The 26,889-nt window shown below is 57.6% G+C and carries 25 protein-coding genes; 22 read left to right on the forward strand and 3 right to left on the reverse strand.

The features are described from left to right. Positions 1-108 precede the first annotated feature (108 nt). The 22 genes from ABU178_RS14685 to mrdA all read left to right on the forward strand — a co-directional run bounded on the left by ABU178_RS14685 (position 109) and on the right by mrdA (position 25,217). The gene (locus tag ABU178_RS14685) at positions 109-2,199 is read left to right on the forward strand and encodes a putative bifunctional diguanylate cyclase/phosphodiesterase (protein ID WP_397216204.1); all 2,091 of its coding nucleotides are present in this window, start codon (positions 109-111) and stop codon (positions 2,197-2,199) included. A gap of 117 nt (positions 2,200-2,316) precedes the next feature. Beyond that, positions 2,317-3,726, forward strand: coding sequence for a PLP-dependent aminotransferase family protein (locus ABU178_RS14690; protein ID WP_397216206.1), 1,410 nt, complete (start codon positions 2,317-2,319; stop codon positions 3,724-3,726). Positions 3,727-3,932: 206 nt separating this feature from the next. Further along, positions 3,933-4,532 carry a cupin domain-containing protein gene (locus tag ABU178_RS14695; RefSeq protein ID WP_397216208.1) on the forward strand — a complete coding sequence of 200 codons (600 nt, stop codon included), beginning with the start codon at positions 3,933-3,935 and terminating at the stop codon, positions 4,530-4,532. 125 nt (positions 4,533-4,657) lie between these two features. Further along, entirely contained in the window at positions 4,658-6,091 is a 1,434-nt protein-coding gene (locus ABU178_RS14700; RefSeq protein WP_397216209.1) for a circularly permuted type 2 ATP-grasp protein, read from the forward strand. Beyond that, positions 6,091-7,020: an alpha-E domain-containing protein gene (locus ABU178_RS14705; RefSeq protein WP_397216211.1), complete on the forward strand. Its 930-nt coding sequence runs from the start codon at positions 6,091-6,093 to the stop codon at positions 7,018-7,020. Before ABU178_RS14700 ends, ABU178_RS14705 begins: the two co-directional genes overlap by 1 nt. Next, positions 7,017-7,817, forward strand: coding sequence for a transglutaminase family protein (locus tag ABU178_RS14710; protein ID WP_397216213.1), 801 nt, complete (start codon positions 7,017-7,019; stop codon positions 7,815-7,817). Before ABU178_RS14705 ends, ABU178_RS14710 begins: the two co-directional genes overlap by 4 nt. A 17-nt stretch (positions 7,818-7,834) precedes the next feature. Further along, a complete protein-coding gene (locus ABU178_RS14715; RefSeq protein WP_397216215.1) occupies positions 7,835-8,539 on the forward strand; it encodes a peptidase in 705 nt (234 codons plus the stop codon). A 208-nt stretch (positions 8,540-8,747) separates the two neighbouring features. Continuing rightward, positions 8,748-10,829: a sensor domain-containing protein gene (locus ABU178_RS14720; RefSeq protein WP_397216216.1), complete on the forward strand. Its 2,082-nt coding sequence runs from the start codon at positions 8,748-8,750 to the stop codon at positions 10,827-10,829. Between the two features lie 301 nt (positions 10,830-11,130). Further along, complete coding sequence (locus tag ABU178_RS14725; protein WP_397216218.1) at positions 11,131-11,805, forward strand: nucleoside recognition domain-containing protein; 675 nt, start codon at positions 11,131-11,133, stop codon at positions 11,803-11,805. Next, complete coding sequence (locus ABU178_RS14730; protein WP_397216220.1) at positions 11,795-12,268, forward strand: YjiG family protein; 474 nt, start codon at positions 11,795-11,797, stop codon at positions 12,266-12,268. The genes ABU178_RS14725 and ABU178_RS14730 overlap by 11 nt, the downstream gene beginning before the upstream one ends. Before the next feature lie 12 nt (positions 12,269-12,280). Then, on the forward strand, positions 12,281-13,384 hold the full coding sequence (locus ABU178_RS14735) for a M20 peptidase aminoacylase family protein (RefSeq protein ID WP_397216222.1): 1,104 nt from the start codon (positions 12,281-12,283) through the stop codon (positions 13,382-13,384). A 271-nt stretch (positions 13,385-13,655) separates the two neighbouring features. Beyond that, positions 13,656-15,245 (forward strand): peptide chain release factor 3, encoded by a 1,590-nt coding sequence (prfC, locus tag ABU178_RS14740; protein WP_397216224.1) that lies wholly within the window; start codon positions 13,656-13,658, stop codon positions 15,243-15,245. A gap of 263 nt (positions 15,246-15,508) precedes the next feature. Next, positions 15,509-16,126 (forward strand): molecular chaperone OsmY, encoded by a 618-nt coding sequence (gene osmY / locus ABU178_RS14745; RefSeq protein ID WP_397216226.1) that lies wholly within the window; start codon positions 15,509-15,511, stop codon positions 16,124-16,126. 190 nt (positions 16,127-16,316) lie between these two features. After that, positions 16,317-16,478, forward strand: coding sequence for a DUF1328 domain-containing protein (locus tag ABU178_RS14750; protein WP_003848537.1), 162 nt, complete (start codon positions 16,317-16,319; stop codon positions 16,476-16,478). Positions 16,479-16,512: 34 nt separating this feature from the next. Further along, a complete protein-coding gene (locus ABU178_RS14755; protein ID WP_397216228.1) occupies positions 16,513-16,695 on the forward strand; it encodes a CsbD family protein in 183 nt (60 codons plus the stop codon). A 9-nt stretch (positions 16,696-16,704) separates the two neighbouring features. Next, positions 16,705-17,757, forward strand: a complete 1,053-nt coding sequence (locus ABU178_RS14760) for a patatin family protein (protein WP_397216230.1) — start codon at positions 16,705-16,707, stop codon at positions 17,755-17,757. After that, complete coding sequence (locus tag ABU178_RS14765) at positions 17,754-18,524, forward strand: TatD family hydrolase (protein WP_397216232.1); 771 nt, start codon at positions 17,754-17,756, stop codon at positions 18,522-18,524. The genes ABU178_RS14760 and ABU178_RS14765 overlap by 4 nt, the downstream gene beginning before the upstream one ends. A 345-nt stretch (positions 18,525-18,869) precedes the next feature. Further along, on the forward strand, positions 18,870-19,649 hold the full coding sequence (gene deoC / locus ABU178_RS14770; protein WP_397216234.1) for a deoxyribose-phosphate aldolase: 780 nt from the start codon (positions 18,870-18,872) through the stop codon (positions 19,647-19,649). A 73-nt stretch (positions 19,650-19,722) separates the two neighbouring features. Then, complete coding sequence (gene deoA, locus ABU178_RS14775) at positions 19,723-21,045, forward strand: thymidine phosphorylase (RefSeq protein WP_397216235.1); 1,323 nt, start codon at positions 19,723-19,725, stop codon at positions 21,043-21,045. Positions 21,046-21,160: 115 nt separating this feature from the next. Next, entirely contained in the window at positions 21,161-22,384 is a 1,224-nt protein-coding gene (gene deoB / locus ABU178_RS14780; RefSeq protein ID WP_397216237.1) for a phosphopentomutase, read from the forward strand. Positions 22,385-22,448: 64 nt separating this feature from the next. Further along, entirely contained in the window at positions 22,449-23,168 is a 720-nt protein-coding gene (deoD, locus tag ABU178_RS14785; RefSeq protein ID WP_397216239.1) for a purine-nucleoside phosphorylase, read from the forward strand. 171 nt (positions 23,169-23,339) lie between these two features. Beyond that, on the forward strand, positions 23,340-25,217 hold the full coding sequence (mrdA, locus tag ABU178_RS14790; RefSeq protein WP_397216241.1) for a penicillin-binding protein 2: 1,878 nt from the start codon (positions 23,340-23,342) through the stop codon (positions 25,215-25,217). Here mrdA and ABU178_RS14795 read toward each other — a convergent pair. The 3 genes from ABU178_RS14795 to ABU178_RS14805 are packed head-to-tail and all read right to left on the reverse strand — an operon-like array spanning position 25,214 to position 26,881. After that, the gene (locus ABU178_RS14795; RefSeq protein WP_397216242.1) at positions 25,214-25,924 is read right to left on the reverse strand and encodes a GGDEF domain-containing protein; all 711 of its coding nucleotides are present in this window, start codon (positions 25,922-25,924) and stop codon (positions 25,214-25,216) included. The two genes, mrdA and ABU178_RS14795, sit on opposite strands and share 4 nt — an antisense overlap. Next, on the reverse strand, positions 25,921-26,325 hold the full coding sequence (locus ABU178_RS14800; protein WP_397216243.1) for a DUF1987 domain-containing protein: 405 nt from the start codon (positions 26,323-26,325) through the stop codon (positions 25,921-25,923). Before ABU178_RS14800 ends, ABU178_RS14795 begins: the two co-directional genes overlap by 4 nt. Then, a complete protein-coding gene (locus ABU178_RS14805; RefSeq protein WP_397216245.1) occupies positions 26,318-26,881 on the reverse strand; it encodes a SiaB family protein kinase in 564 nt (187 codons plus the stop codon). The genes ABU178_RS14800 and ABU178_RS14805 overlap by 8 nt, the downstream gene beginning before the upstream one ends. Positions 26,882-26,889: the final 8 nt, after the last annotated feature.

The raw sequence follows: 26,889 nt of genomic DNA on the forward strand, positions 1-26,889 counted from the left end.
AAACCCTAAGCGCTTGCTCTGATTTGCCGATAATTTAAACATTCGTTCATTAGTGACGCTTTTAACAACACCACAGCCGCAAAGATGGCTGCATTCTGGAAATAAACGATGTTAGCGACCTCATACGATTCCTTTATCGTTATCGTCTCCATCCTGGTTGCCATGCTGGCCTCCTTTACCGCGCTGGATATGGCGGGGCGCGTTGCCACGTCAACCGGCAGGGTCGCCCTGATTTGGCTGTTGGGCGGCGGCTTCGCCATGGGCGTGGGCATCTGGGCGATGCACTTCATCGGCATGCTGTCGATGAGCCTGGATATGGTGATGAGCTATAACGAGCCGCTGACCGCGCTCTCGATGCTGATCGCCATCTGCGCCTCGATCTTCGCCCTCTGGCTGGTATGTCATGGCGATCTGCCGTTCCGTCGGCTGTGCGGCGGCGCGCTGGTATTGGGCTGCGGCGTTGCCGCGATGCACTATACCGGCATGGCGGCGCTGATGTTCTCGCCCGGTATCGTCTGGAACTGGGCTTGGGTGGCGCTTTCAATAGTGATTGCGCTGGTGGCGTCCGGCGCGGCGCTCTGGCTGGCGTTTAAGCTGCGGGAAGGCAAACCGCACGTTAATCTGCTGCGCATGGGGGCATCGACGGTGATGGGCATCGCCATCGCCGGAATGCATTATACCGGTATGGCGGCCGCCAGTTTCCCGATGAGCAGTCACGCGACCCACATGGGGGTTAACGGCAACTGGCTGGCGATTCTGGTTACCGTGGTCACGCTCGCTATTCTTGGCATCACGCTGCTGGTCTCAATGCTGGACGCGCGCATGCAGGCGCGAACCTCCATCCTGGCGCATTCGCTGGCGGAGGCGAACCGCGAGCTGGCGCAGCTGGCGCTGCATGACAACCTGACGCGTTTGCCGAACCGTATTCTGCTGGAAGACCGTCTCGAACAGGCGCTGAACAAGGCGAATCGCGAACACTCCCGCTTCGCTCTGATGTTTATGGACCTGGATGGTTTCAAGGCGGTCAACGACGCCTTTGGTCATCACGTCGGCGATAACCTGCTGATCGCCGTGACCGAGCGGATGAACGCGAAGATGCAAGGTCACTATACGCTGGCGCGTCTGGGCGGCGACGAGTTCGTGCTGCTGATAGAGATTGACGATCCAAATGATGCTGCGGCGGTAGCGGATAGCCTGGTGCGCGCCATTGATGAGCCGTTCGATGTGTCACGCTATGAGCTGATGGTCTCGCTCAGCATCGGCATCGCGGTCTATCCTGGCGACGGCAAGGATGAGCGCGAGCTGATGTTCAATGCCGACGCCGCGATGTATCACACCAAAAACAACGGCCGCAACGGCTACAACTTTTTCCAGCCATCTATGAACATGCTGGCGCAGAGCCAGCTACAACTGAATAACGATCTCTGGCACGCGCTGGAGCAGGACGAACTGCGCCTGTTCTACCAGCCGAAATATTGCGCGCCGGGCGGGCCGATTGTGGGCTTTGAAGCGCTGCTGCGCTGGCAACATCCGAGCCGCGGCCTGCTGGCGCCGGATATCTTTTTACCGATTGCCGAAAAGACCGGCATGATCGTCAATATCGGCAACTGGGTGATCAATGAAGCCTGCCGCCAGTTGCGCAGCTGGCATCTGCAGGGACATCCGCACTGGTCGGTGGCGGTCAACCTCTCGGCGCTGCAGTTTGAACAGAGCAATCTGGTGGAAATCGTCACCCAGGCGCTGGCGCAACATGAAATTCCGCCGGAGCTGTTGACGCTGGAGGTCACGGAAACCACCGCCATGCGCGATCCCGACGAAAGCGTACGCATCCTGACCGAACTCACCACCCTTGGCGTGAAGGCGTCCATTGACGATTTCGGCACCGGCTACTCCAGCCTGCTCTATCTCAAGCGGCTGCCGGCCAGCGAGCTGAAGATCGACCGCGCTTTCGTCAATGAGCTGCAAAGTGAAACCGAGGACGCCACGATCGTCTCTGCTATCGTGGCGCTGGCGCGCTCGCTCAATCTGAAAGTGGTCGCCGAAGGGGTAGAAACCCAGGAGCAGCAGGCGTTTCTTACCGGGCTGGGCTGTAATACGCTACAGGGCTATCTGCTGGGCAAACCGATTCCGCCGGATCGCATCAACGAGCTGGCGAATTTTATCGGCACAGAGCACGCAGAAACCCAGCCCGCCTCCTGAAAAGCATGGGGCGCGCTCAGCCCCACGCGTTTTTATCGGGTTGCTCCTGATGAGCAAGACCTTTTTCTGCCTGGCGCGATATACTCTGCTTCTCATTCAGCGACCTGATTATGATTCATGGCCAAATACCAACGGTTGGTACAGCAGATTCAGCAGCAGATCGAGGCCGATGTCTGGCCGCCGGGCGAGAAGCTGCCTTCGCTGCGTCAGCAGGTGGAGCTGAGCGGGCTGAGCCTGATGACGGTGATGCACGCTTATGAAGTGCTGGAGGGGCAGGGCTGGATCGTCTCGCGCCCGCAGTCGGGCTACTACGTCGCGCCGCGCGCCCGAACGTTGCCGCCCGCGTCACACAATCCCATGGAGCTGACGGAAAAGGTCGATATCAACAGCGCGGTGTTTGACGTGTTGCAGGCCTGCCGCGATCCCAAAATAGTGCCCTTTGGCTCCGCCTTTCCCGATCCGGAACTCTTTCCCCAGCGTCAGCTGATGCGCAGCCTGATCAGCGTTTCCCACAGTCTGAAACCCAGCGACGCCATCAATAATTTGCCGCCGGGCAACGAGGCGCTGCGTAAGACCCTGGCGCAGCGTTACGCGCAGCAGGGGATCACCGTTTCGCCGGACGAAATCGTGATTACCAACGGCGCGATGGAAGCGCTCAACCTGAGTCTGCAGGCGGTCACTGAGCCGGGGGACTGGGTAGTGGTGGAAAACCCGGCCTTTTACGGCGCGCTACAGGCGATTGAACGGCTCAAGCTGAAGGCAGTGGCGATTGCCACCGACGTGCGCGACGGCATCGATCTGGCGCAGCTGGAAGAGGCACTACAGCGCTGGCCGATCAAAGCGTGCTGGCTGATGACCAACCAGCAAAACCCGGTCGGCTTTACCCTGAGCCGTGAACGCAAGCAGCAGGTGGTGGACCTGCTGGCGGCGCATCAGGTGGCGCTGATCGAGGATGACGTTTACAGCGAGCTGTGGTTCGGCGAGGAGAAGCCGCTGCCCGCCAAAGCCTTTGACCGCGACGGCAACGTTTTTCACTGCGGCTCTTTCTCGAAAAACCTGGTGGCGGGATTTCGCGTCGGCTGGGTCGCGGCCGGACGTCATGCCCAGCGCGTGCAGCGTTTACAGCTGATGAGCACTATCTCCACCAGCGCGCCGATGCAGCTGGCGATTGCCGATTTTCTCGCCACGCGCCGTTACGACGCGCATCTGAAGCGCCTGCGGCAGACGCTGGAGCGGCGCAAGCAGCTGGCGCGCCAGGCGCTGCGTCGCGCGCTGCCCGCCGCGCACATCAATGAATCGAACGGCGGCTATTTTCTCTGGGTGTCGTTACCGGAAACGGTGGATACGCGTCAGCTTTATCAGCAAGCGCTGGCGTGCGGCATCAGCATTGCGCCGGGTCATCTTTTTTCGTCGGGTGAGCAGTATACCCACTGCTTTCGCTTTAATGCCGCCTGGCCGTGGGATAACAGGGCTGAGGCGGCGGTGGAGACGCTTGGAAAGCTGATTCGGCAGATGACCGGGGATTAAAGCTGCGCGGACGCTTTTTTATCGCAGTCGCAGCGGATAAATGAGTGTGCCGCGCCAGCAAAAGAGAACGGCAAAGAATTGTTAATATAAAATTTGACTTTAGTTAATAAAAATAACGATTTGTGTGAAATCAAGCGGCCCACGCCTGTTGCAATGCGTTCCGGCTTTGCCACAATCAATAGAGCCTGGCTAACCGGAGAGATTTTATGTCTGCCTCACCTTCCTTGTTATTAATGATGTCATTTGCCGCTGGCACTTTTTCTGCCGGTTCCTCGAATAATCCTCAGCATTTGATGCTGGCCGCGCCGTCCAACGGCGTGCCCAATAATCCGCTGCCGCTGATCATCTGGCCGCGCGTGGCGCCGCAGGATGAAGAGGATATCGCCGCCTGGTTTGAAACCACCTTCGGGCAAAACGGCTGGCCGCCCGCCTGGCGCTTTCCGATTTTCCCTTATACTCACTATCATCCCAATGCGCATGAGCTGCTGGGCGTGGCTGCCGGCTGGGCGGAAGTGCTGTTCGGCGGCGAAAGCGGCCGGATGGTGACGCTGCGCGCCGGTGATGCAGTGCTGATCCCGGCAGGCGTCGGCCACCGGCAGGTCAGCGCCAGCGAAGATTTCTTCTGCGTAGGCGCTTATCCGCAGGGCACCGATGCGCAAACCTTGCGCGATGAGCCGGAGCGGTTAAAAAGTTCGCAGGAAAGCGTAAAGCACGTAGCGGTTCCGCAGCAGGATCCCTTTACCGGCGGCGAAGGCGCGATGACCGATATTTGGTATCCGGTGGTGAGTCAGCTTTTGCACCAGTAAGGTGCAGCCGCCGGGATGCGCCTCTCTGTGTCCGCGCGGTGGATACAGACCGGAGCAGCATGCTGATCCCTGGCACATTTTGTGCAGAGATCGTCTCAGGTTCTCTGACAAGCGCCGGGTAAATCATGAATCAAAGCTACCAGATAGCGTCAAATTTTTATGATGAGATGTTGCTGAGTGACGGGCGCTACCGTGCTCACTATCAGCACTACTGGGAATGGTTGCAACAGGCGGATAAAGAGACGATTGCCCGTAAACGCGAAGAGGCGGAACTGTTGTTTCATCGCGTGGGCATCACCTTCAACGTCTACGGCGACGACAGCGGCGCCGAGCGTCTGATTCCCTTCGACAGCGTGCCGCGCATCATTCCCGCCAGCGAGTGGGCGATGTTGGATCGCGGCATTCATCAGCGTGTCCGGGCACTCAACGCCTTCCTGCATGATATCTATCATCAACAACATATTCTCAAGGCGGGCATCATCCCGGCGGAACAGGTACTGGTCAACGAGCAGTACCAGCCCTGTATGCAGGGCGTTGCGCTGCATCGCGATATCTATGCGCATATTGTCGGCGTCGATATGGTGCGCAACAGCGACGGCGAATATTACGTGCTGGAAGACAACCTGCGCACCCCCTCCGGCGTCTCCTACATGCTGGAGAACCGCAAGATGATGATGCGTCTCTACCCTGAGCTGTTTGTTGAACAGCATATCGCGCCGGTGGAGCGCTACCCCTCGCTGCTGCTGCAAACGCTGCGCGAAAGCTCGCCGGTGAACGATCCGGTGATCGTGGTGCTGACGCCGGGCCGCTTCAACAGCGCCTATTTCGAGCACAGCTTCCTTGCTCAGCAGATGGGCGTCGAGCTGGTGGAGAGCGCCGATCTCTTTGTAAAAGATGGTGCGGTGCTGATGCGCACCACGGCGGGGCCGTGCAAAGTCGACGTTATTTACCGGCGCGTGGATGACGCCTTTCTCGATCCGCTCGCCTTCCGCCCCGACTCGATGCTCGGCGTGCCGGGACTGCTTTCGGTCTATCGCGCCGGCAACGTGGTGCTGGCGAACGCCATCGGCACCGGGGTGGCGGATGACAAATCGATCTATCCCTACGTGCCGGATATGGTGCGCTTCTATCTCGATGAAGAACCGATCCTCAATAATGTGCCGACCTGGCAGTGCCGCAAACCCAAAGATCTCTCTTACGTGCTGGCGAACCTGGCACAGATGGTGGTGAAAGAGGTGCATGGCGCGGGAGGCTACGGCATGTTAATCGGCCCGGTCGCCAGCCAGCAGGAGCTGGAGCTGTTCCGCGCGCGCCTCAAGGCGAAGCCGGAAAACTACATCGCGCAGAACACCCTGGCGCTCTCTACCTGCCCAACCTTTATCGATAATGGTCTGGCGCCGCGCCATATCGACCTGCGTCCCTTTGCCTTGTGCGGCGCGGAGATTCGGCTGGTGCCTGGCGGCCTGACGCGCGTGGCGCTTAACGAAGGATCGCTGGTGGTGAACTCGTCGCAGGGCGGCGGCACCAAAGATACCTGGGTTCTGGAGGATGACGCATAATGCTTAGTCGCACGGCCAGTGGCCTTTACTGGATGGCGCGCTATCTGGAGCGCGCGGAACAGCTTGCCCGCATCCTCGATGTTACCAACCGCCTGTCGCTGATGCCGGTGCGCGGCAGCCACGGCGATGAACTGCTGTTGCCGCTCAATCTCACCGGCACGCGCCAGCTGTTCGATACTCTGAACGGCCGTTTCACCATGTCGCAGCTGTTCAACTTTTTCGCCCTCGACGAGCGCAACCCCAGCAGCATTTTCAGCTGCTGGCAGGCGGCCTGGAATAATGCCCATGCGGTACGTGGTAGCCTCTCTTCGGAAGTGTGGGAGAGCATCAACAGCACCTGGATTGAGATCCGCAAAATCCGCCGACGCGGCATTACCAGCGCCAGCGCCGACAGCTTTTTCGATTGGGTAAAAGAGCGTTCGCACCTGTTTCGCGGCGCGATGTTCGGCACCCTGATGCGCGGTGACGCCATGTGTTTTATCCGCCTCGGCACCTTGCTGGAACGCAGCGACGCCACCGCGCGCCTGCTGCGCATTAACCACAGCCTGATGGAGCAGCACGCCGACTCGGTGCGCGAATATTACTGCCTCGATACCCTGCTCAGGGCGGTTTCCGCGCGCGAAGCCTATAACGCCATCTTTAAAGAGCAGTTGATGCCGGACAACGTCAACGAGATGTTGATCCTGCGTATCGAAAGCCCGCGCTCGCTCCACTCCTGCGTGGAAGAGATCGCGAATCAGCTGGAGCTTATTGGCCGTAGCGGCGAAGATCGACCACGCTATCTGATAACCGTGCTGCTGGCCCAGTTGCGCTTCAGCACCTGGGAGAGCCTGATACAGGCCGGGCTGCAAAGCTGGCTGAACGGCTTTCTGGATGAGATTACCGCCCTGGCGGAGAGCATCAATCAGACCTATCTGGAGGCGAAATGAAGCTGAACATCGAGCACAGTACCCGTTATGCCTGGGAGCAACAGGTGACGCTCAGCACGCAGTATCTGCGGATGACGCCCCAAAATTCGGTGCATCAGAAAATCCTTTCCTGGGAGCTGGATCTGCCCTGCGAGGCGACCCGCACCCTGGATACTTACGGCAACGTCCTGCATGTGCTGACGCTGGATAAGCCGCATCAGCTGCTGGAGATCGCAGCGCGCGGCGTGGTGGAAATTCTGGATGAGGGCGAAATGGTGCCCGACCCGGAGAGCACGCTGTCGCCGCTGGTTTTTCTACGCATCACGCCGCTTACCCAGCCCGACCCGGCGATCCGCGACTTTGCGCTGCGCTACTGGCGGCCGGAAGCGCCGCTCGCCAGCCTGGAAAAGCTGATGGACGAAGTGCTGCTGAAAATGCCTTATCGCCCCGGCACCACCGAGGTGACCGACCCGGCCGCGAAAGTGTTTGCCGCCGGTTCCGGCGTTTGTCAGGATCATAGCCATGTGTTCCTCGCCTGCTGTCGCACGCTGGCGATTCCCGCTCGCTATGTGAGCGGCTATCTCTATACTGACAGTGATGAACACGTCGCCACTCACGCCTGGGTTGAGGCCTGGCTGGATGGCAGTTGGCACAGCTTTGATATCACCAACAATACGCGCAGTACGCGTCAGCATCTGAAGCTGGCGGTGGGCGTGGATTATATGGATGCCTGCCCGGTGCGCGGAATGCGGCTGGGGGGAGGGGGTGAAAATATGCTGGCGGTCGCGGCGGTGCACCGGGTGCTTCCGACGCAGTAACTTTTAAGGCGTGACCTATGACCTATTGCGTGGCAATGCGTTTATCTTCAGGAATGATATTTGTTTCCGACTCGCGCACCAACGCGGGTGTCGACCATATCTCTTCATTTCGTAAGCTGCATGTTTTTCAGGTAGATGATGAACGCACGCTGGTGTTGCAGAGCGCGGGCAACCTCGCCACCACGCAGAGCGTAATGAGCCTGCTGTGGCGTGCCTGCGACGACAGCGAAAAGCCCAACCTGCTCAATGGACGTTCGCTCTATGATGTGGCGCTGCTGGTAGGGGATACGCTGCGCGAAGTGATCAAGCGCGACGGCGAGGAGTTCGGCGGCACGCTGCTGCTCGGCGGGCAGATTCGTGGCGAAGCGCCGCGGCTGTTCCAGATCTATCCGCAGGGCAACTTTATCGAGGCCAGCGTCGATACGCCCTATTTTCAAATCGGCGAGAGCAAGTACGGCAAGCCGATTATCGATCGCGTGCTGCGTTACGAAACGCCGCTCAGCCAGGCGATGCAGTGCGCCTTGATCTCAATGGATTCAACCCTGGCGAGCAATATCTCGGTAGGGCTGCCGCTCGACGTGATGATCTATCGTGCCGACAGCTTCAGCGACAGCGAGCAATATCATATCAACGACCAGCATCCTTATTTTTCGCAGATTCGTCAGATGTGGAGCAAAGGGCTGCTCAGCGTTTTCTCCCAGCTGCCGCCGCTCCAGCTCTGAGTTCGCCCGCATTCCCTGTGATCTTTTATTCCGGTGCAAGCAGGCACCGGGATGCTCGCTTTTGCGCCAATTTAATTTAAGCGACTACTAACTTTAGTGGTCAGACGGATAGCGCTTGTCAATTCATCGCTTTTCCGTTTAAGTCTGATGGTAATTAAGACTTTTCCCGTTGTTCGGGCTTTTACCAGGTTGTAGCAGGCAGAAAATAATGGATAACAATGCTGATGTCATGTATCGGCTGCTCGTGCAGAGCGTGCTCGATTACGCAATTTATATGATCAAACCCGATGGCACCGTGGCGAACTGGAATGCCGGCGCGCAGCGCGCCAAAGGTTACACGCCCGATGAGATCGTTGGCAAAAACTATGCGCTGTTTTACAGCGAGGCAGATCGCCAGAAAGGCACGCCGCAGCGTGGTCTGGCTATCGCTGCCGCAACCGGTCGCTTTGAAACAGAAGGCTGGCGCTACCGCAAAGATGGCAGCGCCTTTTGGGCCCATGTGATGATCGATGCGGTGCACGATGAGACAGGAGAACTCATCGGCTTCGCCAAGATCACCCGCGATATTACTGAACGGCGTGAAAACGAGCAGCAGCTGCTACAGGCAAAGGATCTGGCCGAAGCGCAGAGCGCGCAGCTCTCCTCGCTGTCAAAATTTCTCGACAATATCATCGCCAACATTCCCTCCTGCGTGATTGTGGAAGATGCCGTTACGCGTGAGATCCTGCTGGTGAACGACAAGGCTGAGGAGCTGTTTGGTCTGGCGAAATCAATGCTGATCCATAAGCGCCCTCATGAATGCATGACGCAGGAGCTGAGCGATTACTTTAACAGCCTGGCGGACGTTGCGTTGCGCAGTGAAGGAATTCACCAGCGCGAGCGGATGTTGATCACCGCCAACGGCGAGCGCATTTTGCAGACGCGCGCCACCACCATTTGCGGTCAGGATGCGCGGCGGAACTATGTGATGCTGATTGTGGAAGACGTAACCGATCAGCGCGCCGCCGATGCGCGCATCCACCATATGGCGCATCACGATAATCTGACCAGCCTGCCGAACCGTATTCTGTTCCGCCAATGTCTGAGCGATGCGCTACGCAGCGCCGCCCTGAACAGTGCGCTGACCGCGACGCTCTGTCTCGATCTCGACAATTTCAAAAACGTCAACGACGCGCTGGGCCATCAGATTGGCGATGAGCTGCTGCGAGCGGTGGCGAAGCGTTTACGCCATGCGCTGCGCGAAAAGGATACCCTGGCGCGCATCGGCGGCGATGAGTTTGCTATCGTGCTGCCGGATCTCGCCCGGCCTGAGGAGGCGAGCCATATCGCCCAGCGTCTGATTGAGGTGATCCGCCAGCCGCTCAACGTAGAAGGACATAACCTTTCCGTGGGGCTGAGCGTCGGCATTGCGCTCACCGGCACTGCCGCTGATACGCCGGAGCAGATGCTGCGCTGCGCGGATATGGCGTTGTATGAGGCGAAGCGCAACGGACGTAACCGTTACGAGCATTTCACCCTGACGATGGATGATATGGCGCGTAGCCGACGCATCATCGAAAACGATCTGCGCGAAGCGATCAGCGATCGGCAGCTGAAGCTTTACTATCAGCCCATTACCAATGGCGATCAGAAAACCATTATCGGTTACGAAGCGCTGATGCGCTGGCATCATCCGGTTAAAGGCCTGATCATGCCGAACGATTTTATTCCTATCGCCGAAGAGACCGGACTGATTCATATGCTGGGCGCCTACGCCTTGTATGAAGCCTGCCGCGAGGCCGCAAGCTGGGAAGTGAAGCAGTCGGTATCGGTAAACCTCTCGCCGTTACAGTTTAAAAACAGCTCGCTGGTCTCGGTGGTGGAAGGCGCGCTAAAGGCCTCCGGGCTGGAGCCGCAGCGGCTGGAAGTGGAGATCACCGAGTCGGTGCTGCTGGACGATACCCTCGGCAATATTGGCATTTTGCAAAGCCTGAAGGCGTTGGGCGTACAGATTGCGCTCGATGACTTCGGCACCGGCTACTCCTCCCTGAGCTATCTGCGCTCTTTCCCGTTTGATAAGATCAAAATCGACAAATCTTTTATCAATGATATGGGCGACAGCCGCGAGGCGCTGGCGATTATCCGCGCCATTACCGGTATGAGCCGCAGCCTGGATATTCAGATCACCGCCGAAGGGGTCGAGAGCAACGAGCAGTTTGCCCGGCTGCGTGAGGAGGGATGCACGCTGTTTCAGGGCTATTTGTTTGGCCGCCCGCAGCCTGCGGAGCGGCGGCTGAAAGCGCTCGACTGAGCCCCCTTTTGGTGCATAACGGTTGTACGAAACTGGTGCAGCGCAACGGGCGCTGCTTTTTATTTCGCCAAACTGATTTCCCGGCAGACATAGTGCCGGCTTAATAATCACCGTCCTGAAGAATGCGTTTTGCAGCTAAGCAAGCGCAACGAAACGATAAAAATCGCTAACGGTTAAAAACAGAACAGGCGAATTCTCAATCGTCTCTTCTGGCATAGATCCTGCTTAGAACTGAGTTCCATATACTGCAACTCGCGTGTGCTTTTGTCGGGCGCTGAGTTGCAAAGCTTGCAGGTGATCTATGTCTGATGAAAAAGTGCTGGCTGCTGCTCCTGAGCGTGTTTCGGCAGGAAAAGGCGCTTATGTTGCGCTGGTGGTGGCGATTCTGTTTTTTTCCGGCCTGTTTTATAAGGTCGATGGCCTAAAGTGGCTGGGCGCATTTGACTTCACGACGCTGGGCGGCAGCTTCGGCACGATGAAGAATCCCGCCAGCAATACCTTTGTCGGCGCGGGCGGCCTCAGCGCCAAAGCGGGTTTTCTGTTCGCGCTCTCGCTGACGCCGACCGTGATGCTGGCGCTCGGCGTGCTGGAAATTTTCACTCATTACGGCGCAATCCGCGCGGCGCACAAACTGCTGACGCCGCTGTTGAAGCCGCTGATGGGGCTGCCGGGTCGCTGCGGGCTGGCGCTGATCACCGATCTGCAAAGCACCGATGCCGGCGCGGCGCTGACCAAAGAGATGTATGACCAGAAGCTGGTAAGCAAAAAAGAGATTGTGGTGATGAGCGCCTGGCAATATTCCGGCGCTGGTTTGATCAATAACTATTTCGCGATTGGTTCCGCTCTGTTTGCCTCTATGACGCTGCCGATCATTATTCCATTGGCGTTAATGTTCGTTCTGAAATTTGTTGGTGCGGCCCTGACGCGTACTGTGTTAAACACGGTTTATAAGAAGGATTTCACCGATGTCCGCTAACAGCGAAGTTAAAGTCAGCCAGAACCCGTTTGATATCTTCGTCACCGGCGCCCGCAAAGGGTTTCATATCGCCATTCACAACCTGATGCCCAATGTGGTGATGGCCTATGTGCTGGCGGAAGTGCTTAACCTGCTGGGCATCATGCAGTTTTTAGGGCATGTGTTTGCGCCGGTGATGGGGCTGTTCGGCCTGCCGGGCGAGGCGATTACCGTGCTGCTTACCGCGTGGCTCTCTTCCTCTGCCGGAACCGGCGTGGCGGTGAGCCTGCTGACCAAAGGGTTACTGACCGGGGCTGATATCACCATTCTCGCCCCCGCTATCTTTTTGATGGGGTCGCAACTGCAATATATGGGACGCCTGTTAGGCGTGGCCGATGTGCCGAAAAAATACTGGCCGCTGCTGATGCTGATCAGCGTTATCAATGCGGTCATCGCCATGTTCGTTATGCGTCTTTTTGTTTAGGAGAGAGCAACGGTGTCCAACGTTTTAGAGCATTACCACTTTCTGCATGAAATCCCGGAACTGGGATTCGAAGAGTTCAAAACCTCCGCCTATATTGCAGAGCAGCTGGAGCGCGCGGGCCTCAAAGTGACGCGCGGCATCAACAAGACTACCGGTATTGTGGCGGAGATCGACAGCGGCGTGCCCGGTCCGGTGCTGGCGCTGCGCGCCGATATGGATGCGTTGGGTCATATCATTGATGGTCAGCCTTGCGCGCGTCACACCTGCGGTCACGATGGCCACTCGTCGGTGGTGCTCACCGCCGCTCAGGAGATGCTGAAAGAGGGAACGGTAAAAAAAGGACGACTGAAGCTGCTGTTCCAGCCGGCGGAAGAGCTGGGCGCCGGCGCGCTGTCGATGATTGAAGGCGGCGCGCTGGATGATGTGGAGATGATCCTCGGCTTCCACCTGCGTCCGCTGGAAGAGTGTCAGGTCGGCCAGGCGGTGCCTGCGGTGATCTATTCCGCATGCAGCACGCTGGAAGCCACCATCAAAGGCGTGCCCGCCCACGCGGCGCGCCCGCATCTTGGCGTAAACGCGCTGGATGCGGCGGTGCAGGCAGTGCAGGCAGTCAACACCATTCACCTTGCGCCAGGGCTGACCTGGAGCGTCAAAGCGACGCGCTTCCTGTGCGATGCGGGCGTCACCAACTCGGTGCCGGATGAAGCGCGCGTGGTGTGGGATCTGCGTTCGCAGGAGAACGCGCCGATGGAGGTGCTGAAGGCGAAGGTGACTCAGGCGATCCTGAACAGCGTAGCGGCGGTAGGGGCCACGGCGGACGTGGTGGTGCTGAAAGAGATGCCGGCGGCGGAGATTCATGACGAAGCGACGGATATCATCCGCGCCGCCATCAGCGAAGTGCTGGGCGAGTCGGGTCTGACTCAAGCCAAAACCACGCCGGGCAGCGAAGACTTCTTCTACTATCCGGTGAAATGTCCGCAGGTGAAGGCAGGCTTCTGGGGACTGGGAACCAACCTGGTGCCTGGTCTGCATCATCCCGATATGCATTTCGATATCAACTCGCTGGAGATTGGCGTCAATATCTTTAAAGCCTGCGTGCGTCGCGTGCTGGGCTAATCCGCAGCAGAAAGGGCAGCGCGGATCTTGATCCCGTTGCTGCCCGTAGTCCTTCAGGCTGAATTATTGTATGCTATGCCGCCTTTATGTTTGCCTGGTAAGCGGAATCGTCGCCAATGTAAAATTGCATCCAGATTCGCCGTTTGCCATTGAGATGGCGTGACGCACGGCACCGTTTACCTGCCGGTGAAGGCTTGCACCGGCCTACGTGATTTATCGGCGATGTTAGCGGCGAAACGCCGGAACAGCGCCCCAACTGAAGAACTCATTCATGTCTAATGCTCCCTTTTTACAAGAGGTGGCGCGCCGCCGTACCTTTGCGATCATTTCGCACCCGGACGCCGGTAAAACCACCATTACCGAGAAAGTGCTGCTTTTCGGACAGGCGATCCAGACCGCCGGTACGGTAAAAGGCCGTGGCTCCAACCAGCATGCCAAATCGGACTGGATGGAGATGGAGAAACAGCGCGGTATCTCTATCACAACCTCCGTGATGCAGTTTCCCTATCGCGACAGCCTGGTTAACCTGCTGGATACCCCCGGCCACGAAGACTTCTCGGAAGATACCTATCGTACGCTGACGGCGGTGGACTGCTGTCTGATGGTTATTGACGCCGCGAAAGGCGTTGAGGATCGTACCCGTAAGCTGATGGAAGTTACGCGCCTGCGCGATACGCCGATCATCACCTTTATGAACAAGCTCGACCGCGATATTCGCGATCCGATGGAGCTGCTGGATGAGGTGGAGAGCGAGCTGAAAATCGCCTGTGCGCCCATCACCTGGCCAATCGGCTGCGGCAAGCTGTTCAAAGGCGTTTACCATCTCTATAACGATGAAACCTACCTGTATCAGACCGGCAAGGGCCATACCATTCAGGAAGTGCGCATTGTCAAAGGGCTGGATAATCCGGCACTGGACAGCGCCGTCGGCGAAGAGCTGGCCGCGCAGCTGCGTGACGAGCTGGAGCTGGTAAAAGGCGCCTCGCACGAGTTTGAGCAGGAAGCGTTTTTGCAAGGCGAAATCACGCCGGTCTTCTTCGGCACCGCGCTGGGTAACTTCGGCGTGGATCATATGCTGGATGGCCTGGTCTCCTGGGCACCGCAGCCGATGCCGCGTAAAACCGACACCCGCACCGTGGAAGCGCAGGAAGAGAAGTTCAGCGGCTTCGTGTTTAAGATTCAGGCGAATATGGATCCAAAACACCGTGACCGCGTCGCCTTTATGCGCGTGGTTTCCGGCAAATATGAAAAGGGCATGAAGCTGCGCCAGGTTCGCCTCGGTAAAGATGTGGTGATTTCCGACGCGCTGACCTTTATGGCGGGCGACCGTTCGCACGTTGAAGAGGCTTATCCGGGCGATATTATCGGCCTGCATAACCACGGCACTATCCAGATTGGCGATACCTTCACCCAGGGCGAAACCATGAAGTTCACCGGCATTCCGAACTTCGCGCCGGAGCTGTTCCGCCGTATTCGCCTGCGCGATCCGCTGAAGCAGAAACAGTTGTTAAAAGGGCTGGTGCAGCTGTCGGAAGAGGGCGCAGTGCAGGTATTCCGTCCGGTTCATAACAACGATTTGATCGTGGGCGCAGTGGGCGTGCTGCAGTTCGATGTGGTGGTGGCGCGTCTGAAAAGCGAATACAACGTGGAAGCGATCTACGAATCGATTAACGTGGCGACCGCGCGCTGGGTTGAGTGTGACGACGTGAAGAAATTCGATGAATTTCAGCGTAAAAACGAGATCAACCTTGCGCTGGACGGCGGCGATAACCTTACCTATATCGCACCGACCATGGTTAACCTGAACATCACGCAGGAACGTTATCCTGACGTTACCTTCCGCAAAACGCGCGAACACTGATCCCGCCTTGCTTTACAGGGCCTGTAGCCAATACTGGCCCTGATTCACTGCTTACAGACTCCTCTTAAAAAAGCCGCGTTTTTCCTTTTTCACTGCTATTTCAACCAGAAAACCCTGCGAAACGGGAAATCCCAACTATGATTATTCTGTCGGACGGCGAAGGGAGCGAAGTATCCTTCCTTGCCTCCAGTACCGCAACGGCGCTGCTTGCTGTTGCTGCGCCCACGGTGGTGGGTGAGTTAACTGATAGAAGGAAGATATCGATGAACAAGACTAAGATTGCCCAAACCCTGATGGCTGTAATGGTAGGTTCTGCGTTGCTGAGCGGTTCAGCGCTGGCCGCAGACTCTTCTATGACGGAAAAAGCTCAGCAAGCGGCAGACAATGCGGGTTCGAAAGTCGATAGCTCTATGAAAAAAGTCGGCGGCTTTATGGATGACAGCGCCGTGACCGCCAAAGCCAAAGCGGCTCTGGTTGATGATGAAACCATCAAAAGCACCGATATTTCAGTTGAAACGCATCAGGGCGTCGTGACGCTGAGCGGCTTTGTAGCCTCGCCTGAGCAGTCCGAAAAAGCTGTCGCCCTGGTGAAAAAAGTTGAAGGCGTAAAATCCGTCAGCGATAAACTGCATGTTAAAGAGAGCGGCGAGCAGTCGATTAAAGGTTATGCGGGCGATACCGCTACAACCAGCGAAATCAAAGCTAAGCTTTTAGCCGATGACATCGTGCCTTCACGGAACGTGAAAGTCGAAACCACTAACGGCGTGGTGCAGCTGACAGGTACCGTGCAAAACAAGGCGCAGTCCGATCGTGCCGAGAGCATTGCTAAAGCCATTGAAGGCGTGAAAAGCGTTAAGAACGACCTGACCGTGAAGTCTTAATGCCTGCGGCGCGGTCTCAGGGCGAGACTGCGTCGTAAAAACAATATCCGCGTGGCGGACAACCCTTATGTATCCTTTTTACTTCACGTTGCAGATGTGTTGGCTCTGTCTCTGCGTCCGCAACCTGAACGAACCGGGATCCAGGGATGAAACAAGCAGTTCGATTTTCACTATGGTAAAGGAGAGGCTTATGTTTCGTTGGGGTATTATTTTTCTGGTTATCGCACTGATTGCAGCTGCGTTAGGTTTTGGTGGACTGGCGGGTACGGCAGCATGGGCAGCTAAAGTTGTCTTTGTGGTTGGTATTATCCTGTTCTTGATCAGCCTGTTTACCGGGCGCAAAAAACTCTGACCAACGCAAAATCAGCATAAAGCGGAGACCAGTCATGAACAGCGACATCATTACAGGCAAATGGAAGCAATGGAAGGGCCAGGTATGGTTGCTGTGGGCGGAATGGTTTGATTCTGATTCTGCCTGGTTAATGGGAAATAATGACTGGTTCTCCGGGATGCTGCAGGAAGATTACGGAAAAGCGCAACAGCACGCCTCAGAGAAAGAAAAACACTGAGGAGCAGATGTGGGAATACGCATACCGGTTACGCTGGGGGCTATTGAGCCTCTGGCGCTGTTGCCGTTTAAGGCTCGCAAAATCGCGCTGGTGTGCGAAGGCGGCGGGCAACGCGGTATTTTTACCGCAGGCGTGCTGGACGAGTTTCAGCGGGCTAAATTCAACCCCTTTCATTTACTGCTTGGCACCTCGGCGGGCGCGCAAAATCTCTCTGCTTTTGTCTGCGCACAGCCTGGCTATGCGCGCCGGGTAATTACCCGTTACACCACCAGCAAACTCTTCTTTGATCCTCTGCGCTTTGTGCGCGGCGGCCATCTTATCGATCTCGACTGGCTGGTGGATATTACCAAACAGGAGTTCCCGCTGGCGATGGATGCCGCAGAGACGCTGTTCGCCAGCGGACGCGAATTCTATATGTGCGCCTGCCGCAGCGACGACTACACGCCCGGCTATTTCGCGCCGACCAGCGCTAACTGGCATGATATCATCCGCGCCTCCAGCGCCATTCCTGGCTTCTATCGACTGGGGGTGGATCTTGAAGGCAGCAGCTATTTTGACGGCGGCATCAGCGACGCCATTCCGGTGCGGGAAGCGGCGCGGCGCGGCGCGGATACCATCGTGGTGATCCGCACCGTGCCCTCGCAGATGGCTTACACGCCAAAATGGATCAAGCGCATGGAGCGCTGGCTGAGCGACAGCGCGTTGCAGCCGATGATAAAAGTGCTGCAACATCATGAGCAGAGCTATCTGGAGATTCAGCAGTTTATCGATAATCCGCCGGGCGATCTACGTATCATTGAAATCTATCCGCCGAAGCCGCTGGCCAGCAGCGCGCTGGGAAGCCGCATCGCCTCGCTGAATCAGGATTACCATCTGGGCCGCCGCTGCGGGCGCTATTTCCTCGCCACGCTGGGACAGTGGTTAAGCGATGCCGAATCTCAGGCGCTTCCTGCCATGGTTACCCCACCGGCGCCGGTGGCCAACGCGCCGGATAACCGGCCCATTATTACGCCGCCGCTTGCCGACAACGACGCCGATTACGACAAAGGTTCACTGGCATGAGATTTATCGATACCCATTGTCACTTCGATTTCCCGCCTTTTGTCGGCGATGAGGCAAACAGCATTGCGCGCGCCGCCAGGACGGGCATGGAAAAGCTGATCGTGCCCGCTGTGGATGTGAGCGGCTTTCAACATCTGCTGGAGTTAGCCGAAGCGTACCCGGCAATTTACATCGCCCTCGGCCTGCATCCGATTGTGATTGAACAGCACGAAGAGGCGCACCTTGCGGCGCTGGAGGCCGCGCTGAAACAGCGCCCGGCAAAGCTGGTGGCGCTCGGCGAGATCGGCCTCGATCTCTACCGGGACGACCCACATTTTGATAAGCAGGAGTGGCTGCTGGATGCGCAGCTGAAACTGGCGCGCGAACAGGATCTGCCGGTGATCCTGCACTCGCGTCGCACCCATGACAAGCTGGCGCTTCACCTGCGCCGCCACGACCTGCCGCGCCGCGGTGTGGTGCACGGTTTCGCCGGCAGCCTGCAACAGGCGCAGGCGTTTATCAAGCTCGGCTACTGCATCGGCGTTGGCGGCACCATCACCTACGAGCGGGCCAGCAAAACACGTAACACCATCGCGCAACTTCCGCTGAGCGCGCTGCTGCTGGAAACGGACGCGCCCGACATGCCGCTGCACGGCTATCAGGGCCAGCCCAACCGCCCGGAGCGCGCCCGTCTGGTCTGGCAGGCGTTATGCGAGCTGCGCGACGAAGCGCCTGAAGCGATCGCCGAAGCCCTGTACGCAAATACCCGACGTCTGTTTCAGTTTTAATCGCTCTGCCGGCGTATTTATCTGACGCAAAACTCTGGTTTTTCCCTTTCCGCCTCCATGTTGTCTACGATCATGAGAAACAGCATGGGCGGTATCACGCTTATCTGCTGCTGAAATGTGATAATTATCACATGCTGCGTTACGCCTTTTTATTAAAGAAATTTCCCTGGCTGACCGGGGTGTTATGTGATTTTTATCACTTATAATGTAAAATTGCTGCACAATTTTCTCAATTTTATGTGACGTGAGACGCAAAGTTCCTGCGCGTCGATTGTTAGAATTATCACATTCAGCGTGCCGCCATACCCTTTCGGGCGGCAATACCCTGACCCTTTGGAGAGTAACATGAGTGATATGACCGCTGCGGCGCTGCGCGCGCTGAAGCTGATGGACCTGACGACCCTGAACGACGACGATACCGACGAGAAGGTGATCGCGCTTTGCCGTCAGGCGAAATCACCGGCGGGTAATACCGCGGCTATCTGCATCTATCCGCGTTTCATCCCGATCGCGCGCAAAACCCTGCGCGAGCAGGGCACGCCTGAGATCCGCATCGCTACCGTCACCAACTTCCCGCACGGCAACGATGATATCGACATCGCGCTGGCGGAAACCCGCGCGGCCATTGCTTATGGTGCGGATGAAGTGGACGTGGTATTCCCGTATCGCGCGCTTATCGCCGGCAATACCCAAGTGGGTTACGATCTGGTGAAAGCCTGTAAAACCGCCTGCGCAGAAGCGGATGTGCTGCTGAAGGTGATTATCGAAACTGGCGAGCTAAAAGAGGCTGCCTTGATCCGCCAGGCATCCGAAATCGCGATTGATGCCGGTGCCGACTTTATTAAAACCTCTACTGGTAAAGTTGCGGTTAACGCCACGCCGGAGGTGGCTGAAATCATGCTGAACGTGATTCATGATAAAGGCGTGCAGCAGCAGGTGGGCTTCAAACCGGCTGGCGGCGTGCGCACGGCGGACGATGCCGCAATCTATCTGGCTCTGGCGGACCGCATTCTCGGCGCTGACTGGGCCGACGCGCGCCATTTCCGTTTTGGCGCTTCCAGTCTGCTGGCGAGCCTGCTGAATGCCGCCGGGCACCAGGCTGACGTCGCTAAATCGGGCTATTAATCTCTTTTTGGGCGGAGCTTCCGCCCACACACAGCGACTCCGTTAACCATCCCTGAATCCCAAGGGGGCGACCTTGTTTTTGCCGCAAGAGATCATTCGAAAAAAACGTGATGGCCATGCGCTGAGTGAAGAAGAAATTCGCTTCTTTATCAACGGCGTGCGCGATAATAGCGTATCTGAAGGACAGATTGCCGCACTGGCGATGACCATTTATTTCCACGATATGTCGCTGGAGGAGCGCGTGGCGCTCACCATGGCGATGCGCGACTCCGGCTCGGTGCTGAACTGGAAATCGCTCGGCCTGAACGGCCCGGTGGTGGATAAACACTCTACCGGCGGGGTGGGCGATGTTACCTCGCTGATGCTGGGACCGATGGTCGCGGCCTGCGGCGGCTATGTACCGATGATCTCCGGGCGCGGCCTTGGCCATACCGGCGGCACGCTCGACAAGCTCGAAGCGATCCCCGGCTTTGATATTTTCCCCAGCGACGATCGCTTCCGTCAGATGATCAAAGAGAACGGCGTGGCGATTATCGGCCAGACCAATTCGCTGGCCCCGGCGGACAAGCGTTTTTATGCCACGCGCGACATTACCGCCACCGTGGACTCTATTCCGCTGATCACCGCCTCGATTCTGGCGAAAAAGCTGGCGGAAGGGCTGGATGCGCTGGTGATGGATGTCAAGGTGGGTTCCGGCGCCTTTATGCCCAGCTATGAACAGTCCGAGCTGCTGGCGCAGGCGATTGTCGGCGTAGCAAACGGCTCAGGCTGCAAAACCACCGCGCTGCTCACCGACATGAATCAGGTGCTGGCCTCCAGCGCCGGTAACGCGCTGGAAGTGCGTGAAGCGGTGCAGTTTCTTACCCGTTCTGCGCGCAATCCGCGCCTGCTGGAAGTGACGCTGGCGCTCTGTAGCGAAATGCTGCTTTCCGGCGGTCTGGCTGGCAGCGTTGCTGAAGCGCGCCAGAAGCTGATGCAGGTGCTGGATAACGGCCAGGCGGCGGAAGTCTTTGCGCGCATGGTGGCGGCGCAAAAAGGCCCGGCAGACTTTATCGAGCGTATTGACAGCTACCTGCCCGCGCCGATGCTCAGCAAAGCGGTCTATGCCGATCGTCCCGGCATCGTCAGCGCCATGGATACCCGCGCGCTCGGCCTGGCGGTAGTGGCGATGGGCGGCGGACGCCAGCGCGCCACGGACATCATTGACTACAGCGTCGGCCTGAGCGAGATGATTACACTCGGCGAACGGGCGGATAGCCAACGACCGCTGGCGGTGATCCATGCCGCCAGCGAAGCGCACTGGCAGCAGGCGGCGCAGGCGGTAAAAGCATCTATCAGGCTCAGCGATAGCGCACCCGCCGCCACGCCGGTGGTTTATCGCCGCCTCAGCGAATAACCGGCCCGGCGATGGGTTTTCGCACGCCAGCCTGCTCAGGGCCAGCGCAATCGGGTATACTGTTCTGATCGCTTTTTTTTGACTTCTTCATCGCGCGAATGCGCAGGAGACCTGCATGAAACGTGCATTTATTATGGTTCTCGACTCCTTCGGGATCGGCTCCAGCAAAGATGCCGACAAATTCGGCGACCATGGATCGGATACGCTTGGCCACATTGCCGAAGCCTGTTTCAAAGGCGAAGCGGATATTGGCCGACAGGGTCCGTTGCATCTGCCGAATTTAACGGCGCTGGGCTTGGGCAAAGCGGCTGAGCTCTCTACCGGCCGCGTGCCGCCGGGCATGGATGAAAATGCGGAGATCACGGCCGCTTATGCTTATGCCAGTGAGATCTCTTCCGGTAAAGATACGCCTTCGGGCCACTGGGAAATCGCCGGCGTGCCGGTACTGTTCGACTGGGGCTACTTCAGCGACAAAGAGAACAGCTTCCCGCAGGCGCTGCTGGATAAGCTGGTGGAGCGTGCCGATCTGCCGGGTTATCTTGGCAACTGCCACTCATCCGGCACCGTGATCCTCGACGAGCTGGGCGAAGAGCATATGCGAACCGGCAAGCCGATTTTCTACACTTCCGCCGACTCGGTATTTCAGATCGCCTGTCATGAAGAGACTTTTGGCCTGGATCGCCTCTACGCGCTGTGTGAAATCGCTCGCGAAGAGCTGACCGAAGGCGGCTACAACATTGGCCGCGTGATCGCCCGTCCGTTTGTCGGCGACAAAGCGGGCAACTTCCAGCGCACCGGCAACCGTCACGATCTCGCCGTTGAGCCGCCGTCGCCCACCATGCTGAAAAAGCTGGTGGATGAGAAAAACGGCGAGGTGATTTCGGTAGGCAAAATCGCCGATATCTATGCGCAACAGGGCATCACCAAAAAAGTCAAAGCCACCGGGCTGGACGCGCTGTTTGACGCCACTATCGCCGAGATGAAGCAGGCACCGGATATGTCGATCGTCTTTACCAACTTCGTTGACTTCGACTCTACCTGGGGTCACCGCCGCGACGTAGCGGGCTATGCGGGCGGGCTGGAGCTGTTTGACCGTCGTCTGCCGGAGCTGATGGAACAGGTGAAAGAGGATGATATTCTGATCCTGACCGCAGACCATGGCTGCGATCCCACCTGGCAGGGCACCGAGCATACGCGCGAACACATCCCGATTCTGATCTACGGACCGAAAGTGAAACCTGGTTCGCTCGGCTATCGTGAAACCTTTGCCGACATTGGCCAGACGATTGCGCACTATTTTGGCCTCTCCGAGATGGACTACGGCAAAAGCATGCTGTAAAACAGCGACCACTTTTTTGCGGGCTGACGCGGGTCGGCCCTGGCTTTAACAAGGATAAATAACAATGGCAACGCCTCACATTAATGCAGAGATGGGTGATTTCGCGGACGTGGTTCTGATGCCGGGCGATCCGCTGCGGGCAAAACATATCGCAGAAACCTTTCTGGAGAATGCGGTTGAAGTGAACAACGTGCGCGGCATGCTGGCTTATACCGGCACCTACAAAGGTCGCAGCATTTCGGTGATGGGTCACGGCATGGGCATTCCCTCCTGCTCCATCTACACCAAAGAGCTGATCACTGATTTCGGCGTGAAAAAGATCATTCGTGTCGGCTCCTGCGGCGCGGTGCGTGCCGACGTGAAGCTGCGCGACGTGGTGATTGGCATGGGCGCCTGCACCGACTCCAAAGTCAACCGCATGCGCTTCAAAGATCACGACTTTGCCGCTATCGCTGACTTCGACATGGTGCGTAACGCGGTCGACGCCGCCAAAGCGCTGGGCGTGGACGCGCGCGTGGGCAACATTTTCTCTGCCGACCTGTTCTATACGCCGGACCCGCAGATGTTCGACGTGATGGAGAAATATGGCATCCTCGGCGTGGAGATGGAGGCGGCCGGTATCTATGGCGTCGCTGCCGAGTTCGGCGCGAAGGCGCTGGCGATCTGCACCGTCTCCGACCATATCCGCACTCACGAGCAAACCACTGCCGCTGAACGTCAGACTACTTTCAACGACATGATCAAAATCGCGCTCGAATCTGTGCTGCTGGGCGATAACGCCTGACGGTTCGCCGTCTTTCCCGCGCGGGGAGAGACGGCGCATCGCCACACCCTGAAACATCCTTCAACAAATGACACACTTTCCCTGATGCTTGTGCATCTTCGCGCTGGTACTGGCGGCTCAGCTCTCTATCATTAGCCGGACAACAAAAAAGAGTCCAACTAATGTCTCCTGATGAATTTTCGTAATTTCGAAGCTGAAGAAAAACTGTTTATTCGCCGTGCGGCGATAGCCTTTGCCCTGGTCGTGGTCTGCTTTGCTATCCTGGCGTTCAATCTCTGGCGCCTGCAGGTGCGCGAACATGGTTATTATCAGACGCGCTCCAACCAGAACGACATCAAAATGATCCCCATCGCGCCGACGCGCGGACTGATTTATGACCGTAACGGTATTCCGCTGGTGCGTAATCTGACCTGGTATGACATTTTGCTCACTCCTTACAAGGTTGAAGATATGCAGGCGACGCTGAAAGCGCTGACGCCGATTGTGGATCTGACGCCTGAAGAGATCGCCGATTTTCAGCGGCTGCTCAAGCAGAGCAGCCGTTACAAGCCGCTGGTGTTGAAAGAGGAGCTGACCGATGAGCAGGTGGCGCGCTTTTCGGTGAACCAATACAAATTTACCGGCGTGACCGTAGACACTTACCAGGATCGCCAGTACCCCTATGGCGCCGATCTGGCGCATGTGGTCGGCTATGTCTCAAAAATAAATGACAACGATTACAAGCGCCTGAACGAAGCGGGCACGGCCGAAAACTACGCGGCGGATCATAATATCGGCAAGCAGGGCATTGAGGGGTATTACGAGTCGCTGCTGCACGGCAAAACCGGCTACCAGGAAGTGGAAGTCGACAACCATGGCCGCATTATCCGCGTGCTGAAAGAGGTGCCGCCGGTAGCGGGTAAAAATATTTACCTGACGCTGGATCTCCATCTGCAACAGTACGTGGAAAGCCAGCTGGTGGGGCAGCGCGCGGCGGTGCTGATTGAGGATCCGCATGACGGCGCGGTGCTGGCGATGGTCTCCAGCCCCAGCTACGATCCCAATCCTTTTGTGAAAGGAATCAGCTATCCGGCCTATAAAGCGCTGCTCGAAGATAAAAATCTGCCGCTGATCAACCGCGTGACGCAGGGACTCTATCCGCCCGCCTCTACCGTAAAACCCTATATGGCGATGTCGGCGCTGCTGACCGGCGTGATCACGCCGCAGACCACCTTTTTCGGCGCGCCGACCTGGACGCTGCCCGGCACTGAACGACGCTACCGCGACTGGAAAAAAACGGGTCACGGTATGCTGGACGTGACCAAAGCGATCGAGGAATCGGCTGACACCTTTTTCTATCAGGTGGCGTTTATGATGGGGATCGATCGTATTCATCAGATGCTGAGCCAGTTTGGCTATGGCAAGCAGACCGGCATCGATCTTAACGAAGAGTACAGCGGCTTACTGCCTAGCCGGGAATGGAAACAGAAAGTGCATAAAAAAACCTGGTATCAGGGCGATACCATTTCGGTTGGCATTGGTCAGGGCTACTGGATCGCCACCCCGATTCAGATGGTCAAGGCGCTGGTGACGCTGCTGAACAACGGGCGCGTGATCAAGCCTCACCTGTTCTACAAAGCGCAGCGCGGCAAGTGGAGCGAGGAATATCGTCCGACGCTGCCCCAGGCGCAGGTTGGCGACGCGAAATCACCTTACTGGACTCTGGTGCGCCGCGCCATGTTCGGCATGGCCAATGCGCCCAACGGCACCGGCTATAAATATTTTCACACTGCGCCTTACGGCATCGCGGCCAAGAGCGGCACTTCGCAGGTGTTCAGCCTGAAGCAGAACCAGACCTATAACGCGAAGATGATCCCGGTGCGCCTGCGCGACCACATCTTCTATACCGCCTTTGCCCCTTTCAATAACCCGAAGGTAGCGGTGGCGCTGATTCTGGAGAATGGCGGCAACGAGGGAGTGACAGCGGCGCCGCTGATGCGCAATATTCTCGACCATATCTTCCTGCCGCCGCCCTCTGCGGCGCCAATGGAGACGGTACAGCAGCCTTAGCGGAAGAACACCCGGTTGCGCCCATGATGTTTGGCATCATAGAGCGCAGCGTCGGCGGTGCTGTAAAGGGTTTCGAAGTCGCTGCCCTGCTTGCCCCAGCTCACGCCCAGGCTGGCGGTGACCAGCCGACCGGGCAGGGAGGCCAGCGGTGCGGCGTTGAGCGAAGCATGAATGGTGCCCGCTACCTTCACCGCGTCGGCCATAAACAGGTCAGGCAGCAGAATGGTGAACTCTTCGCCGCCGACGCGACCGAGGCTGGCGAAGTCGGGAAGGTTTTTCTGGATACGCGACACCAGCTCGCAAATCACCTTATCGCCAACAGGATGACCGTGATCGTCGTTGATCTTCTTGAAATGATCGATGTCGAGAATGATCAACGCCGCCGGGCCGTTTTGCAGCGTCTGCGTAATACGGTGAATAATGGCGCTGCGGTTCCAGATCGCGGTGAGCGGATCGTGCGTCGCTTTATACTCCAGCTCGGAGGCCAGCCGGTTCAGCTGCTCATTAACACGGTTAAGCTCGCGTTCGGCGCGATCGCTGCGGGAAATCAGGCGCCAGGTTTCGCGCATCAGACGCTGATAGTGCCGGTTTAGTCTTTGCAACGTCTCCCGATAAGCCTCAGCGCTCAGCGCGGTTTGCGCCGCCACTTCATTGGCTTCATTCGCGACTCGCGTCTCTTCGCGAAACAGATCGTCGAGGTCGATCATTGGTTCACTTCCGCATGCAGCTGAACGTCAAGCGCGGTGAAGTCGAGTGCCAGCTCCTGGCCGAACTCTTCGGAAACATCATCTTCCGCGTCGTAATACCAGTTCAGTTCCACGGCACAGCCGCGCTGCGCCAGCTGGTTGAAGCGTTCAAGCAGGCCAAACAGCATTTTGGTGCTGGAACTGTTGAAGTAGCTAAGGGTGATATCCACCACCAGGCGCGCTTCGCCGTTTATCGCCCAGTTTTCCAGCGCGCTCATCAGCGGGCGGTAAAAGGCTGCGGCGTTTTCCGGCCAGGATTCGCCTTTCAGCGTAAAACGCTGCGTTGCAAAGTTAAAATCGACATGTGGCGTGCAGTCGGTGGCGGCGAGTTGAATGGGTTGCATAGGGATAGTTTCAGTCATGGCAGATAGTCGCCTTAAGCCAGAAGGCTGAGTAATCGCTGGCTTCCAGCGGATAAAGGTGATATTCCAGCGGTTCGCTCACGTCGCGCGCCAGGGTCAGCAGGCCGATATTCGCCCCTTTGCTCCAGGCGGGACTTTCGGCGCGCAGGCCGCTGCGGTAAGCCTGTTTGATTTCGTCCGCTGACATGACGCGCAGCGACTCCAGATTTTCGCGCAGCTGATCAGAGGCTGCGGTGCAGACCAGATTGCTGCTTTCCAGATAATATTTTCCTTCGTCATAACGGAAACAGACCGAGCCAAACCGGTAATCTTTCTCATCCTGGCTGAGGGCGCGGCTGTCCTGCGAATAGCGCAGAATATTTTGCACAATTTCCACGAAGCTGGAAAAGAGCCTGCGGCGCACCTTCTGCGAGGCTTCGTGCGTTTCCAGATAAAGCTTCACCACTTCACCCATCGCCGTAATGTTCTGCGGCGAAAAAAAACCGGTGTAGTGGAGCGCGACCGTGCCCTGCGGCATGGCGCACAATGGCGCATTAAGCAGCGATCTGTGATTCATCCTGTACT

Source organism: Pantoea osteomyelitidis (assembly GCF_044342975.1).
Lineage (GTDB): Bacteria > Pseudomonadota > Gammaproteobacteria > Enterobacterales > Enterobacteriaceae > Pantoea > Pantoea osteomyelitidis.

Excerpts from the sequence above, each read along its gene's own strand:
- ABU178_RS14685 (WP_397216204.1), top strand. The coding sequence starts at position 109 with ATGTTAGCGACCTCATACGATTCCTTTATCGTTATCGTCTCCATCCTG.
- ABU178_RS14690 (WP_397216206.1), top strand. The coding sequence starts at position 2,317 with ATGGCCAAATACCAACGGTTGGTACAGCAGATTCAGCAGCAGATCGAG.
- ABU178_RS14695 (WP_397216208.1), top strand. The coding sequence starts at position 3,933 with ATGTCTGCCTCACCTTCCTTGTTATTAATGATGTCATTTGCCGCTGGC.
- ABU178_RS14700 (WP_397216209.1), top strand. The coding sequence starts at position 4,658 with ATGAATCAAAGCTACCAGATAGCGTCAAATTTTTATGATGAGATGTTG.
- ABU178_RS14705 (WP_397216211.1), top strand. The coding sequence starts at position 6,091 with ATGCTTAGTCGCACGGCCAGTGGCCTTTACTGGATGGCGCGCTATCTG.
- ABU178_RS14710 (WP_397216213.1), top strand. The coding sequence starts at position 7,017 with ATGAAGCTGAACATCGAGCACAGTACCCGTTATGCCTGGGAGCAACAG.
- ABU178_RS14715 (WP_397216215.1), top strand. The coding sequence starts at position 7,835 with ATGACCTATTGCGTGGCAATGCGTTTATCTTCAGGAATGATATTTGTT.
- ABU178_RS14720 (WP_397216216.1), top strand. The coding sequence starts at position 8,748 with ATGGATAACAATGCTGATGTCATGTATCGGCTGCTCGTGCAGAGCGTG.
- ABU178_RS14725 (WP_397216218.1), top strand. The coding sequence starts at position 11,131 with ATGTCTGATGAAAAAGTGCTGGCTGCTGCTCCTGAGCGTGTTTCGGCA.
- ABU178_RS14730 (WP_397216220.1), top strand. The coding sequence starts at position 11,795 with ATGTCCGCTAACAGCGAAGTTAAAGTCAGCCAGAACCCGTTTGATATC.
- prfC (WP_397216224.1), top strand. The coding sequence starts at position 13,656 with ATGTCTAATGCTCCCTTTTTACAAGAGGTGGCGCGCCGCCGTACCTTT.
- osmY (WP_397216226.1), top strand. The coding sequence starts at position 15,509 with ATGAACAAGACTAAGATTGCCCAAACCCTGATGGCTGTAATGGTAGGT.
- ABU178_RS14750 (WP_003848537.1), top strand. The coding sequence starts at position 16,317 with ATGTTTCGTTGGGGTATTATTTTTCTGGTTATCGCACTGATTGCAGCT.
- ABU178_RS14755 (WP_397216228.1), top strand. The coding sequence starts at position 16,513 with ATGAACAGCGACATCATTACAGGCAAATGGAAGCAATGGAAGGGCCAG.
- ABU178_RS14765 (WP_397216232.1), top strand. The coding sequence starts at position 17,754 with ATGAGATTTATCGATACCCATTGTCACTTCGATTTCCCGCCTTTTGTC.
- deoC (WP_397216234.1), top strand. The coding sequence starts at position 18,870 with ATGAGTGATATGACCGCTGCGGCGCTGCGCGCGCTGAAGCTGATGGAC.
- deoB (WP_397216237.1), top strand. The coding sequence starts at position 21,161 with ATGAAACGTGCATTTATTATGGTTCTCGACTCCTTCGGGATCGGCTCC.
- deoD (WP_397216239.1), top strand. The coding sequence starts at position 22,449 with ATGGCAACGCCTCACATTAATGCAGAGATGGGTGATTTCGCGGACGTG.
- mrdA (WP_397216241.1), top strand. The coding sequence starts at position 23,340 with ATGAATTTTCGTAATTTCGAAGCTGAAGAAAAACTGTTTATTCGCCGT.
- ABU178_RS14795 (WP_397216242.1), bottom strand. The coding sequence starts at position 25,924 with ATGATCGACCTCGACGATCTGTTTCGCGAAGAGACGCGAGTCGCGAAT.
- ABU178_RS14800 (WP_397216243.1), bottom strand. The coding sequence starts at position 26,325 with ATGACTGAAACTATCCCTATGCAACCCATTCAACTCGCCGCCACCGAC.
- ABU178_RS14805 (WP_397216245.1), bottom strand. The coding sequence starts at position 26,881 with ATGAATCACAGATCGCTGCTTAATGCGCCATTGTGCGCCATGCCGCAG.